Origin of the sequence: Paractinoplanes globisporus DSM 43857 (genome assembly GCF_000379645.1) — a bacterium.
GTDB classification, from domain to species: domain Bacteria; phylum Actinomycetota; class Actinomycetes; order Mycobacteriales; family Micromonosporaceae; genus Actinoplanes; species Actinoplanes globisporus.
Genome location: NZ_KB903295.1, coordinates 92,809 through 105,249 on the forward strand (window position 1 = coordinate 92,809; position 12,441 = coordinate 105,249).

General features: G+C 70.7%; 13 protein-coding genes. 5 read left to right on the forward strand and 8 right to left on the reverse strand.

Going from position 1 to position 12,441, the window contains the following annotated elements; translation table 11 throughout:
- Positions 1-110 precede the first annotated feature (110 nt).
- Positions 111-1,502 carry a M36 family metallopeptidase gene (locus A3CQ_RS0107160; RefSeq protein ID WP_245577103.1) on the reverse strand — a complete coding sequence of 464 codons (1,392 nt, stop codon included), beginning with the start codon at positions 1,500-1,502 and terminating at the stop codon, positions 111-113.
- Between the two features lie 366 nt (positions 1,503-1,868).
- On the reverse strand, positions 1,869-3,956 hold the full coding sequence (locus tag A3CQ_RS0107165) for a glycoside hydrolase family 15 protein (RefSeq protein WP_026205415.1): 2,088 nt from the start codon (positions 3,954-3,956) through the stop codon (positions 1,869-1,871).
- Positions 3,957-4,107: 151 nt separating this feature from the next.
- On the opposite strand from A3CQ_RS0107165, the gene A3CQ_RS0107170 reads away from it, so the two are divergent.
- On the forward strand, positions 4,108-5,100 hold the full coding sequence (locus tag A3CQ_RS0107170) for an aldo/keto reductase (protein ID WP_245577105.1): 993 nt from the start codon (positions 4,108-4,110) through the stop codon (positions 5,098-5,100).
- A 63-nt stretch (positions 5,101-5,163) separates the two neighbouring features.
- On the opposite strand, the gene ald is transcribed toward A3CQ_RS0107170, so the two are convergent.
- The gene (gene ald, locus A3CQ_RS0107175; RefSeq protein WP_020510244.1) at positions 5,164-6,279 is read right to left on the reverse strand and encodes an alanine dehydrogenase; all 1,116 of its coding nucleotides are present in this window, start codon (positions 6,277-6,279) and stop codon (positions 5,164-5,166) included.
- 132 nt (positions 6,280-6,411) lie between these two features.
- Here ald and A3CQ_RS0107180 point away from each other — a divergent pair, with 132 nt between their 5' ends.
- The gene (locus A3CQ_RS0107180) at positions 6,412-6,879 is read left to right on the forward strand and encodes an Lrp/AsnC family transcriptional regulator (RefSeq protein ID WP_026205416.1); all 468 of its coding nucleotides are present in this window, start codon (positions 6,412-6,414) and stop codon (positions 6,877-6,879) included.
- A 116-nt stretch (positions 6,880-6,995) separates the two neighbouring features.
- Complete coding sequence (locus A3CQ_RS0107185) at positions 6,996-7,889, forward strand: alpha/beta fold hydrolase (RefSeq protein WP_020510246.1); 894 nt, start codon at positions 6,996-6,998, stop codon at positions 7,887-7,889.
- Here A3CQ_RS0107185 and A3CQ_RS0107190 read toward each other — a convergent pair.
- From A3CQ_RS0107190 to A3CQ_RS51810, 3 genes are all read right to left on the reverse strand, one after another.
- Positions 7,849-9,072 (reverse strand): RNA polymerase sigma factor, encoded by a 1,224-nt coding sequence (locus A3CQ_RS0107190; RefSeq protein ID WP_026205417.1) that lies wholly within the window; start codon positions 9,070-9,072, stop codon positions 7,849-7,851. The genes A3CQ_RS0107185 and A3CQ_RS0107190 overlap by 41 nt on opposite strands.
- Positions 9,073-9,086: 14 nt before the next feature.
- Entirely contained in the window at positions 9,087-9,422 is a 336-nt protein-coding gene (locus tag A3CQ_RS0107195) for a YciI family protein (protein ID WP_026205418.1), read from the reverse strand.
- 130 nt (positions 9,423-9,552) lie between these two features.
- Positions 9,553-9,978, reverse strand: a complete 426-nt coding sequence (locus A3CQ_RS51810; protein ID WP_157295477.1) for a tautomerase family protein — start codon at positions 9,976-9,978, stop codon at positions 9,553-9,555.
- 46 nt (positions 9,979-10,024) lie between these two features.
- Between A3CQ_RS51810 and A3CQ_RS0107205 the strand changes: the two genes are divergently transcribed.
- Both A3CQ_RS0107205 and A3CQ_RS0107210 read left to right on the forward strand, forming a co-directional pair.
- Positions 10,025-10,426, forward strand: a complete 402-nt coding sequence (locus A3CQ_RS0107205) for an SRPBCC family protein (RefSeq protein ID WP_026205419.1) — start codon at positions 10,025-10,027, stop codon at positions 10,424-10,426.
- Between the two features lie 40 nt (positions 10,427-10,466).
- A complete protein-coding gene (locus tag A3CQ_RS0107210) occupies positions 10,467-11,021 on the forward strand; it encodes a hypothetical protein (protein ID WP_020510251.1) in 555 nt (184 codons plus the stop codon).
- A gap of 15 nt (positions 11,022-11,036) precedes the next feature.
- Here A3CQ_RS0107210 and A3CQ_RS0107215 read toward each other — a convergent pair whose 3' ends face one another.
- Together A3CQ_RS0107215 and A3CQ_RS0107220 are read right to left on the reverse strand one after the other, a co-directional pair.
- A complete protein-coding gene (locus A3CQ_RS0107215; RefSeq protein ID WP_211216487.1) occupies positions 11,037-11,633 on the reverse strand; it encodes a TetR/AcrR family transcriptional regulator in 597 nt (198 codons plus the stop codon).
- Positions 11,634-12,152: 519 nt separating this feature from the next.
- On the reverse strand, positions 12,153-12,440 hold the full coding sequence (locus A3CQ_RS0107220; RefSeq protein WP_040431926.1) for a transposase: 288 nt from the start codon (positions 12,438-12,440) through the stop codon (positions 12,153-12,155).
- Position 12,441: the final 1 nt, after the last annotated feature.

The following is a 12,441-nucleotide window of genomic DNA, read 5'->3' on the forward strand; positions in this document are numbered from 1 at the left end:
TACGAGACGGCGTTTCCTCCGTTGAGCTGACCTTGGGAACGGTCGGACGAGCCGTTCCGGCAAAAACGTGGGCCCGGCCGCGAACGGCCGGGCCCACCAACCGATAGACCTCAGAGAATGCCCCGAGCGTGGAAGGCGGCGCGCGTCTTGGCCGCCGCCCTCGGGCCGTACAGGACCAGCGCCGTGGTCACGGTGCGCTGGGCCGCCTGCGGCATGGTGATCACGGGGTTGAAGAAGAACTGCGACTCGAGAATCACCCGGTTGGCGGTCGTACGGCCGAGGGCCCGGTTGACGTCCCACAGCGCGTGCGACCAGATCTCGCCGTCGTCGTGGACCTCGCCGTCGAGGTCGCCTGGATAGACCTTCGGACCGTCAGTCCTCCGCAGGCAGTGCGGCTCGTCGGTCGTGTACGACGTCGAGTCCCAGTCCATGACGCAGGCCCACGGCGTGACCTTGGTGTTCGGGCTGGTCGCCTGGGACATGGTGACGGCCCAGTAGTCGCCGAAGCCCTCGCCGATCGCGCCGGCCTCCTCGCCCTCGCCGAAGTCCGGCACCTGGTCGTCCTGGATGGCATGGCCGTACTCGTGCCAGATCACCTCGTTGTCCTCGGCGTCGTCGACGCCGCCGGTGCCGAAGGTGATCGCGTCCACGCTCGGGTCGTAGAACGAGTTGTCGTCGGTGAACCCGACGGTGTTGAAGTCCTGCGGCTCGTTGTTGACGTGCCGGAACCCGAGCCGGTGGATGTACTCCTGCGCGCCGGTGATGCTGTAGTACGCCATGACCTGCTCGAACCCGTCCTGCGACCGGTTGAACAGGAACACCCGGTGCTTCGAGCTCACCTGGTTCTCGCTGATGTTGTTCGCGTACGCGCCCTGCAGCGTCGACTTGCCCCGGTCGAGCTGGGTCAGCCGGACGATGCGGTACGCGCGGCGGAACTGCGGCCCGTCCGCGTTGTCGTTGTCGGTCAGCGACTCGTCCTGCAGCCGTACGACCGGATTGGGGTCGAAGACGCGCCCGGTGCCGTCGGCCTCGCGCACGGTGTTCTTCTCCTGCAGCACCGCGCCGGTGCCGGCGTCCACCAGCGACCGGTAGGTGCCTCGCGAGGTGGGCGTCAGAGTCATCCAGGCGAGCTTGGCCGGCGATCCGGGCACGACCACCAGCTCGGTGCTGCCCGGCTGCTTGCCGAGCCGCCCGGCCACGGTGGACTTGGCGTGCTGCGCCGACAGGTCGGCCGTCGTGTCGGCGAGCCCGGTGACCGGCTTGCGCCCGTCGTCGACGGTCACCTTCCCGCCGACCTTGTGCGTGGCGTAATAGCCGCCCACGACCGGGATCCCCCGATAGGTCTGTTGATACCAGGTGTGCGTGCCGAGCAGGGACTGACGTACCTGGACCTGCTGCAGATCGGACGGCACGGACGGCGGCGCGGCCTGCGCAGCCGTCCCTCCCCACACGACCAGACCCATGGTGACCAGCGGCGCGAGCACGCGAACTGTTCTTCTCAAGGACACCCCCCACGTAGATTCCTCAGAGGGGCGACCCTAGCCAACCCGGCGATCGATGGAAATACGTAAATGATCAATCCAGATGCGGATACGCGTGTTCGACCGTCGGATCAAATGTCTCTCCGACCGTGCGCGGAGACGTCCACCGCGGCAGGTTGCGCCAGGAACCGGCCAAGCCGCCCGCTCGCCCGATCACGCCACCGAGCCGGGAAGCTACGCCGCCGCCTTCAAGCCTCAAGCCGAACGCGACAACGCATCAGCGCACATGGCGGCCAGGCGCCGCCCGAACTCAGCCATGCGAGCCCCCGCCACCACCGCGCGACCCGGCCACCCACGGGGAGCATTCCTCCGCGTGGGTGAGATCGGTCAGTGGAGGTAGCGGCTGGCCACTACGGCCGGCTGCTCGAGGATGTGGCCGGCCTGGAGGTTCCAGGCCAGGCGGATGTACTGGGCGTGGGTCCAGGCCAGCGGGGTCGCGGAGTAGGTGGGCGTGCCGGGCTGGGGCGGGTTGGCGGTGTTGGCGGGAGGTGACTGGTCCCAGACCTGCTCGGGGAGCATGTGGCCGGGGCCGGCGGCTCGGGCGATCGTTTGGAGCTGGGTTCGGGCGGCACCGCGGGAGCCCAGGGCCAGCAGGTATTCGCCTCGTTCGCCGTTCAGCAGGGGCCAGGCCCGGCCGTGGGTGATGAGGGAGTTGTCGGGTAGGCCGTAGTCCCAGGGAGAGCCGTCGGCCTTCTCGCCGTAGCCGTCGAAGGATGCTCGGTGCCAGTAGAGGCCGTTGGGGGTCTGCACGCCCAGCTGGGCGTCGATGACCTTGAGGGAGTTGGTCACGTCGGGGTCGGTGGCGGGGAAGATGCCGAGGCGGACCAGCTCCAGGAAGCTGGGGTCGACCACGGTGCGCTGGTCCACGTCGGCGGGGCCGCTGTCGCCGATCGAGTACGTCGTGGCGGCGTCGGGGTTGCCGTCCTTGGTCAGGCGCAGGAAGTACGGGCTCGTGGAGTAGGGGCCGGTGCTGGTCAGCGTCCACTTCTTGACCTGTGCGCGCCAGGAGTCGGCCACGGCCAGATAGTGGGAGCCGTCGGCGCCGTTGGCCTCGGCGATGGTGGCCGCGCAGACCAGGGCGGCTATCTCGGCGGCGATCGTGGCCGGCGACCAGCCGGACTGGTTCTCCCAGCGCTCCTGCGGGGTCCACGGCGCGGCGAAGCCGTCCTGCTGGAAGTTCACCAGGAAGTCGGCGGCCCGGCGCACGTGCGACCAGGTCGCGGGGTCGGTACGGCCCAGCTGGTAGGCCAGCACGATCGGCAGGGCCACCTCGTCGAGCTGCAGGCCGCCCCAGACCGGAGTGCCGTCCACCTGGGAGTTCTGCGGGAACGAGCCGTCCGGCTTCTGCTGGCTGTCGAAGAGGAAGTTCAGGGCACGGGTGGCGCCGGGGCGGTCGCCGGCGGCCAGCAACGCCGTGGCGATCTGATACAGGTCGCGCGACCAGACCAGGTGGTACGGGCCGGACGGGTCGTCCCGGCCGAACGCCCACGGCGAGGCGGGCGCGGCGACGTACGCGCCGGGGTGGGTCTTGTCCTCGCTCGCCGCCAGCACCATGGCGGACACGCGGTAGAGCGTCGGGTCGGCCGCGGGCGGTGGCTGCCTCAGCCCGGCTAGGTACTGCTTCCAGCCGTACGAGAAATCCTGCGAAACCATGCGGAAGCCGCGCCGCAGAGAGGAACTCGCCGCGGAGATCGCGCTGCCGGCGGCGGAGCCGAAGCCGAGCGCGAGAGTAGCCCGCGGCGCGAGGGCGGCGGTCTGCACCAGGCTGCCGGCCGCGGCCGACGGGTAATGCCAGTCCATCCGACCATCACCAAGCAGATCGGTTAGACCATCGCTTACGCCGGCGTAACCGCTGGAAGCGGCCCGGATCGGCGGCGAGGCCACCAGCGCGCTGGAGACGCCGCCGTCGGTGGCCACCAGCGCCGCGCCGGAGGTGCGCCCGGAATCGCCGCCGCGGGAGTTGCCGAGCGCGGGGTCGTAGACGGCGAACAGATCGAACCCGCGGCCGTCGAGGGACACGTCGGCGAGGACCGTGTCGCGGGACGGGTCGGTGACGTACGACGCGGTCAAGCGCCAGCCCGAGCCGGTGAACGTCTGCCGGAAGCTCAGGCTGCGCGAGTCGGTCTGGACCGTGGACGACGCCGCGGCGAGCCAGGCGTGGCCATGCCGGTCGGCCACGACGAAGCGCAGCGCCCGGGCGCTCGGGCCGCCGATGGTCGGATAGTAGATCTCGCCGAGGCCGCCCTCGCGCTGCACGGTGGCCCAGACCTTGCTGGCCGCCGAGTGGGAGGTGATCAGGCCGGCCTTGTCGGCGGGCAGGTACTGCTCGTCGGCGCCGGGACCGCCGGGAGCGCCGGGCGCCGCCACGGAAGCGACAGCGACGACAGTGGCCATCAAACCCGCGGAGAGTGTCATGGCTGGGGGTATACCCACATTCGGTGGACAACCACCTCGCACCGGGGGAAGGCTGAGCGGGGACTTCGTACCGCAGAGAGGGCGATGACAGATGCAGTACCGGCAGCTTGGGCGGAGTGGCCTGCGGGTTTCCGCGTTCACGCTGGGCACCATGGGGTTCGGGGGGACGGGCTGGGCCACCCCGGTCGGCACGATCGGCGTCGACGGGGCGAAAGAGGAGATCGCCGTCGCCAAGGACCTGGGCGTCAACATGATCGACACCGCCGACGTGTACTCGGCGGGGCTCTCCGAGGAGATCATCGGGCAGGCGCTGGGCAGCAGCCGCGACGACTGGCTGATCGGCACCAAGGTGCGCATGCCGATGGGCGACGGGCAGAACGACGCCGGCCTTTCCCGGCATCACGTCATCCGGGGCGCCGAGGCCAGCCTGCGCCGGCTCGGGACCGATTACATCGACCTCTTCCAGCTGCACGAGTGGGACGGGCAGACGCCGCTCGAGGAGACCCTGACCGCGCTGGACGATCTGGTCCGTAGCGGAAAGGTCCGCTACGTGGGCTGCTCCAACTACGCGGCCTGGCAGATGATGAAGGCGCTCGGCATCTCCGACGCGCGGCAGCTCGAGCGGTTCGCCAGCAACCAGCTGTACTACTCGCTGCAGGCGCGCGACATCGAGACCGAGATCGTGCCGGCCTGCCTCGACCAGGGCGTCGGCATTCTCGTGTGGAGCCCGATCGCCGGCGGCCTGCTCTCGGGCAAGTACCGCCGCGGCGTGCAGGCCCCGGCGGGCAGCCGGCACCTCACCGAGTGGGACGAGCCGCCGGTGCACGACGAGGACAAGCTCTACGACACGATCGAGCTGGCCGTGAAGATCGGCGAGTCGCACGGGGTGTCGGCGGCGCAGGTGTCGCTGGCCTACATCGCGCAGAAACCGGGCATCACCTCGGTGATCGTCGGCGCCCGCACGCCGGAGCAGCTGCGCGACTCGCTCGGCGCGGCCTCGCTGGAGCTGACCGCGGACGAGATCGGCGCGCTGGACGACGTGAGCGGCGAGCCGCTGCGCTACCCGTTCTGGCACCAGGCCAACACGTCGACCGACCGGCTCTCCCCCGCCGACCTCTCGCAGATCGCGCGGCACATCAAGTAGGCCTCAGACAGACGAATCGCCGCCCCGGGGTCTGGGTTCCCGGGGCGGCGACTCGTTGCTGGGTCAGGCGAGGACTGACGAGACCTCGACCGAAGGGAGGCCCAGCGCAGCACCGACCGACGCGTTCGTCAGCCGGCCGGCGTGGATGTTGAGACCCAGGGCGAGCGCCGGGTCGCGCTTGAGCGCTTCGGTCCAGCCCAGGTCGGCGAGCTTCAGCGCGTACGGGAGGGTGGCGTTGGTCAGCGCGTAGGTGGAGGTGTTCGGCACCGCGCCGGGCATGTTCGCCACGCAGTAGAACACCGAGTCGTGCACCCGGTAGATCGGGTCCTGGTGGGTGGTGGCGTGCGAGTCCTCGAAGCAGCCGCCCTGGTCGATCGCGATGTCGACCAGCACCGAGCCCGACTTCATCCGCTTGACCAGGTCGTTGGAGACCAGCTTCGGGGCCTTCGCGCCCGGCACCAGCACCGCGCCGATCACCATGTCGGCCTCCATCGCCGACTGCTCGATCGCGTACGAGCTGGACACCAGCGTCTTGACCCGGCCGCCGAACTGCGCGTCGATCTGCCGCAGCCGCCCGATGTTCAGGTCGAGCACGGTCACGTCGGCGCCCATGCCCAGCGCGATCGTCGCCGCGTTCACGCCGGAGACGCCGCCGCCGATGACGGTCACCTTGGCCGGGCTCACGCCCGGGACACCGCCGGGGAGCACGCCGCGCCCGCCCGAGTTCCGCATCAGCGAGTACGCCCCGACCTGCGGCGCGAGCCGCCCGGCCACCTCGCTCATCGGGGCGAGCAGGGGCAGCGTCCCGTCGGTGAGCTGCACCGTCTCGTACGCGATGGCCGTGGTGTTGCTCTTGAGAAGGGCGTCGGTGCCCGCGGCGTCGGCAGCCAGGTGCAGGTAGGTGAACAGGACCTGCCCGGCGCGCAGACGGTGGTACTCGACGGCGATCGGCTCCTTGACCTTGAGCAGGAGGTCGGCCTTGGCCCACACGGTGTCGGCGTCGGGCTCGATCCGGGCGCCGGCGGTGGCGTAGTCGTCGTCGGTGATCGCCGACCCGTTGCCGGCCCCCGCCTGGACGAGCACCTGGTGCCCACGGCGGACGAATTCGGCCACTCCGGCCGGGGTGATGGCCACCCGGTACTCGTGGTTCTTGACCTCGGTCGGCACGCCGATGAGCATGTGCGGGGATCCCTTCAGGACTACGTTGTCGTGGGGCTAGAGTGAAACGATGTGCAGGATGAGCGCAAGTAAGCCGCAGAAGATTCTGCTGAGCATCAGCAGACCGAAGAAGATGCTGATCGACGCGCGATGATGCCGGACTCACCGAAGGATCTTCGAGGGCTTGATCGCATCGATCTGGAGCTCCTGGCGCTGCTCGAGGTCGACGGCCGGATGCCCAACAACGCGCTCGCCGACCGGGTCGGCATCGCGCCGTCGACGTGCCTGACCCGCATCCGCCGGCTGCGCGAGCTGGGCGCGATCCGCGGCTTCCACGCCGACGTCGACCCGGCCTGGATCGGCCGCCCCATCCAGGCGATGATCGCCGTCCGCATCCGCTCCGACGCCCGCGACGCGATCGGCAAGTTCGCCGAGTCGCTGGCCGGCATCCCGGCCGTCCGCGACGTCTACTTCGTCTCCGGCTCGTACGACTTCCTGCTGCACGTGGCCACCGCCGACGTCGCCGACCTGCGCTCGATCATCACCGAGCGGCTGAGCGGCACCCACCTGGTGGCCGACACCGAAACCCACCTGATCTTCGAACACCGCCGCGGAAGCTGACCGCCGGCGGCGCCCCGGCCAGGGACGGGCCGGCCCGGGACCAGGGTGCTCCCTGGCGCGACGCGAACGGTGCGGTCGTTAGCGTCGGGCCGGACCGAACCCGCAGGGAGGCGGCAATGGACACACCCGAGAAGACCGGCGGTGAACTCCGGGACGGCTACGCCGAGATCGGCGACATCAGGCTGCATTACGTCGAGGCCGGTGAGGGGCCGCTGATCGTTCTGCTGCACGGCTTCCCCGAGTTCTGGTACGGCTGGCGGTCGCAGATCGAACCGCTCGCGGCGGCGGGATTCCGCGTCGTCGCACCCGACATGCGCGGCTACAACCTGTCATCGCGGCCGACCGACGTCGCGGCCTACACGAGCGCCAAGCTGGCCGACGACATCCGTGACCTCATCCACGAGCGCGGTGCGGAATCCGCGCTGCTGGTCGGTCACGACTGGGGCGGAACCGCCGCCTGGGCGACCGCGATGATCCACCCCGAGGTCGTGAACCGGCTGGCCATCCTCAACGCGGCCCATCCGCGGAAGCTGTCGGAGGGACTGCACCATCCGGACCAGCTCCGGCGGTCCTGGTACTTCTTCTTCTTTGCTCTGCCGGAGCTGCCCGAAAGTGTCGTGCACGCCAACAACTGGCATTTCTTCCGGCACTTCCTGAGCGACGCCAGGCCGGCCTACACGCCCGACGAGATCAACCGCTACGTCGAGGCGTGGTCGCAGCCCGGCGCGGCCACCGGCATGATCAATTACTACCGGTCCTCGGTGCGGCAGTCGCAGAAGGCCGCCACGGAAGCCCTGCGGCCCGTCCAGGCGCCCACCCTGGTCATCTGGGGTCAGCGCGACGACTACCTCCGCCCGGAGCTGGCCGAGCCGGACCACGACGACGTGCCCAACCTCGACCGCGTCGAGCGCCTGCCCGACGCGTCGCACTGGGTGCATCACGACGAGGCCGAGCGGGCCAACCAACTGCTCATCGACTTCTTCGCACCAGCCCGCGGGCTGCGCGGATGAGATGTGCCGTCTCGGCCGCGTTGCCGGGGAGCGCGATGGCCCGGTCGTACGCCGCCCGGGCCTCATCGTCCCGGCCCAGTCGGCGTAGCAGGTCGGCTCGGGTCGCGTGGAAGGCGCGGTAGCCGTCCAGCGGCAGGCCGTCCACCTCGGCCAGGGCCACCTGCGGGCCGTCGAGCTCGGCGACCGCGATCGCCCGGTTGAGTCGCACGATCGGCGACGGGTCGACGCGTACGAGCTGGTCATAGAGCGCGACCACCTGCGACCAGTCGGTGTCCCGGGAGTCGCCTGCGTCGGTGTGCACCGCGTTGATCGCGGCGAGGATCTGGTAGCGACCCGGCGCCTGGCCCGATGCGAGCCGCGCACGGACCAGCGCGTGCCCCTCGGCGATCAGCGAGCGGTCCCAGGCGTCCCGGTCCTGCTCCATCAGGGGGACGAGCTCACCACCCGCCGACACCCGGGCCGCCCGGCGGGCCTCGGTCAGCACCATCAGCGCGAGCAGCCCGGCCACCTCGCCGTCGCCCGGAAGAAGGACGCCGACCAACCGGGTCAGCCGGATCGCCTCCGCGGTCAGGTCGCCGCGGACCGCCGCGCCGTCGCCGGAGGTCAGATAGCCCTCGTTGAAGATCAGGTAGAGGACGGCCAGCACCCCGGCGACGCGCGCCGGCAGGTCTTCGCGGTACGGCACCCCGTACGGAATCCTCGCGTCCTTGATCTTGGCTTTGGCCCGGGTGATCCGCCGGCTCATGGCGGCCTCCTCGACGAGGAAGGCGCGGGCGATCTCGGGCACGCCGAGCCCGCCCACCATCCGCAGGGTCAGCGCGATCCGCGCCTCCATCGCCAGCGCCGGGTGACAGCACGTGAAGATGAGCCGCAGCCGGTCGTCGTCGATGGCGCCGAGCGGCTCAGGGGCACTGAACAGCATCATGGCCTCCCGGTGCTTGTCCTCGCGCTTGGCCTCTCGGCGGAGCCGGTCGACGGCCCGGCGGTAGGCGGTGGTGGTCAGCCACGCGCCCGGATTGGGCGGCACGCCGTCGACCGGCCAGCGCTCGACCGCGATCGCGAACGCCTCGGCCGCCACCTCCTCGGCGACGTCGAGATCGCCGAGCCGCCGGGCCAGCGCCGCGACCACCCGGGCCCACTCCTCGCGGTGGACCCGGGTGATCGCCTCGCCGGCGCCGGTCATGCGATGAGGCTCGGTCATTCGCTGAGGACCGGCCGCAGCTCGATCCGGCGGTTGCAGCTTTTCGACCCGCCGGCCGCGAGCCGCAGCGCCGCGTCGAGGTGGGGCGCCTCGATGATCCAGAAGCCGATGATGTGCTCCTTCGACTCCAGGTAGGGACCGTCGGTGAACACCGGCTCGCCGTCCCGCGCGTCGACGACAGTGGCCGCGCTGGGCGCCGCGAGACCGCCGGCGAAGACCCAGTGGCCCTTGGCCTGCAGCTCCTCGTTGAAGACGTCGATCGCGGCCGCCTCCTCCGGAGTAGCGCGGCCGCCGGCCACGTCGTCGAGCACGGACATCACGTACTGCGCCATCGGGATCATCTCCTGTGATCGTGTGGCCGCCCCTCGGGCCGCCGTTTCACCCCGGCTACGAACGCCGCATCCCTCATCCGACACGCTTCGCCAAGATTTTTCGAGGAATTTGTACGCCCCGGGCCGCGGCTCAGGAGAGGCGGGCCATCTCGGCCCGGGCCGCCGCCACCAACTCTTCGTTCGTGTGGGCCTGACCGTGCAGCCCCCAGCCGCCGTCGGGAGCCTCGGTGAGCAGCACCCAGGTGCGTTCCTGCAGCGCCGGGTCGGCGGCTGCCTCGGCGACCAGCTCAGTCAGGCGGGCCACCACCGCCAGCTGCTTGGCGCGATCGAGCGCGCCGGCGTTGGTCAGAACCTGCACTCGCACGTAGTTCGCATCGCCGTCGACGTTGGCCACGGCGTCGGCGGGCAGGTCATGGACGAAGGCGGCCGTGTTCTTGCGGAACATCGGGATGTCGGGCACCGCCTCGATGGTCATCACGGCGGTGGCCAGGGACTTCGCCAGCGCGTGGCGGTCCGGGAACGTTCCGGCGGCGGCGTATACGTCGATCATGGGCATGCCGCCCACACTATGTATGACGACCTACATAGTCAAGGATGAGGGCATGCCTTCCGACTCCCAGCAAGTGGCCGAGCGGATCAACCGGTCCGCCGCCGACGTGTACGCCTATGTCGCCCATCCCCCGCACATCGCCGCCTGGGCGCCCGGCCTCGGGACCGCGGTCGAGCGCGACGGCGACGACTGGTACGTGGACTCCCCGATGGGCCGGGTGAAGGTGGTCTTCGCGGCGCCCAACGAGCTCGGCGTCCTCGACCACGAGGTGACGCTGCCGACCGGCGAGCGCTTCTACAACCCGTTACGCGTGGTCCCGTACGGCGACGGCTCCGAGATCGTCTTCACCGTCCGCCGTACGCCGGGAATGTCCGATGCGGAGCACGCACGCGACGCGGCGGCGGTCGCGGCCGACTTGAGCCGTCTCAAGCAGATCCTGGAAAGCGGCGAATAATCGCTGGCCAGCGGCCACTTCCCCGGGTGACCATCGGAAGATGCTCATCACGTTCGCCCGGGCGTTGAGCGGATCCACGCTGTCGACCATCCGGCGCGGCGACGGGGTGGTGCTCGAACTGCCGGGCTACGACCGTAAGTATCGGGTGCCGCACGACCTGGCACACGCCGTGACCGAGCGCGAGCTCGGCATGGCCGGCGGCGTGTTCGGCTCGATCGCCGGGGGCGGCGTCTTCGACAACATGCGCGTGGTCGCCGGTCGCCCGCGACACGACGCCGCCGAGCGCAGCCGGCGGCTCCTGGTCGCCAACAAGGTGTCGCTGGGCATCGCCGAGGTGCTCGCCGGCGTCGTGCACGACGCGGTCGAGCACGACGAGACGTCCACGATGGAACGGGCGCGGCGCAGCTACGGCATCTTCAGCACCGACCCGTTCCCGTGGACCGAGCCGCAGGTGTACGGCGCGGTCGCGATGCTCGCCGAGCTCTCCGTCGAGTACGAGGCGAACGGCAAGGTGGTCTTCACGTGGCCCGACCGCCTGACCAGCCCGGTGCCGGTCCCGGCCGGCACCAAGCGCGGCCGCCGGGGCCGCCTCTGAGAGCGGTGACGCCGATCAGCGGGACTCGCTCACGCTCCCGGCCGCGCGGACCCGGGCCATCAGATAGTCGGCCACCGCGTCGAAGGGTGCGATCGAACGCTCGGCCCGGGCGAGGACGACGGCGCCCTCGCTCGCCGCGATCAGCGTGGTGGCGAACTGCTCCGGGTCGGGCAGCCCGCCGGCCGCGAAGAGCACGGTCAGCCGGGCGCGCCAGGCGCGAAAGACCTCGCCGGCCCGATCGAGCAGGTCGTCGGAGCGGGTAGCCACCGTCACCGCGAGGACCGCACAGCCCGCGCGGTTGTCCGTTCGCTCCAGCAGGAGCCGCCACAGGCCGAGGAACGTCTCGGTGATGCGCTCCGGCGATTCACCGGCCAGCCCGTCGAGGAGGGACAGCGCCTGCCGCCCCGACGCCTCGACGGCCGCCGCCACCAGCTGGTCTTTGCCGGCCGGAAAGTGGTGGTAGATCGACCCCCGCGGCGCCCCGGTCAACTGCAGCACCTCGGCGAACGACGTCGCCTGCAAACCCTGCTGCGCCAGCAACCGCACCGCCCCGGCGATCATCCGCTCCCGCACGCCCTCGGCCAACCCAAACCTCTCCCACCGATCGCCCACACCCGAACCCGCCCAACGCCGACCATCCCCACGCGACGCCGGAAGATGTCGCACGGCGCCGATCGTGTCGGTCGGCGCCGGGTATGCCGATCACCATAGTGCGACCATGCACACGTGGCGTAAGGCATCCTAGGAGGCTAGGTCCCTCGGGTGGGCGGGGGTCGGGCATGGGCTGCCGCCCGCCTGGCTGGGTGGGTGGTCGCGCACGGCTTGCCACCGCCCGGACCGCTGCCTGGTCGCGCGCGGTGCGGCCGGCCGCGGTGAGTGGGTGGTCGCCCATCGCTTCCCGCTTGAGGTAAGGGCTGCGGGAACGCCGACTACGACGGGCCGCACCGGGCGCGACCACGCACTGCCCGGGCCATGGCATGCCCGGCCCAGCCACCAGCCGACCGCGACCCGGCCGCACCAGGCGCGACCCGCCGGGGCGGGGCGTATTGGTGCGCAGAGCAGGGCGTATAGGTGCGCAGAGCAAAGTGGACGGCGCCTGGACGAGCTTCCCCCCGGGGCGTGGACACCGGGTTATGCCGCGGTCGGCTGGGTGAGGGCCTTACGCAGGATCAGACTCTCCTGCTGCAGTTCGGCGACCTGCGCCCGCAACCGGGCGATCTCCGCGTCCTTGTCCGCCGGCGTCGCCGGGACCTGCCCGTCGACCTCGGGCCGGCGTCGGCGCTTGTTCACCCAGTTCCGCAGAATCTCGTTCCCGACGCCGAGTTCCCGGGCCACATCGTTGACCGGCCGCCCGGACGACAGAACCAGATCAACCGCGGCCCGCTTGAACTCGGGTGTGAACCTCGATGGACGCCCCACC

Excerpts from the sequence above, each read along its gene's own strand:
- A3CQ_RS0107165 (WP_026205415.1), bottom strand. The coding sequence starts at position 3,956 with ATGACACTCTCCGCGGGTTTGATGGCCACTGTCGTCGCTGTCGCTTCC.
- A3CQ_RS0107170 (WP_245577105.1), top strand. The coding sequence starts at position 4,108 with ATGGGGTTCGGGGGGACGGGCTGGGCCACCCCGGTCGGCACGATCGGC.
- ald (WP_020510244.1), bottom strand. The coding sequence starts at position 6,279 with ATGCTCATCGGCGTGCCGACCGAGGTCAAGAACCACGAGTACCGGGTG.
- A3CQ_RS0107180 (WP_026205416.1), top strand. The coding sequence starts at position 6,412 with ATGCCGGACTCACCGAAGGATCTTCGAGGGCTTGATCGCATCGATCTG.
- A3CQ_RS0107185 (WP_020510246.1), top strand. The coding sequence starts at position 6,996 with ATGGACACACCCGAGAAGACCGGCGGTGAACTCCGGGACGGCTACGCC.
- A3CQ_RS0107190 (WP_026205417.1), bottom strand. The coding sequence starts at position 9,072 with ATGACCGGCGCCGGCGAGGCGATCACCCGGGTCCACCGCGAGGAGTGG.
- A3CQ_RS0107195 (WP_026205418.1), bottom strand. The coding sequence starts at position 9,422 with ATGGCGCAGTACGTGATGTCCGTGCTCGACGACGTGGCCGGCGGCCGC.
- A3CQ_RS51810 (WP_157295477.1), bottom strand. The coding sequence starts at position 9,978 with ATGCCCATGATCGACGTATACGCCGCCGCCGGAACGTTCCCGGACCGC.
- A3CQ_RS0107205 (WP_026205419.1), top strand. The coding sequence starts at position 10,025 with ATGCCTTCCGACTCCCAGCAAGTGGCCGAGCGGATCAACCGGTCCGCC.
- A3CQ_RS0107210 (WP_020510251.1), top strand. The coding sequence starts at position 10,467 with ATGCTCATCACGTTCGCCCGGGCGTTGAGCGGATCCACGCTGTCGACC.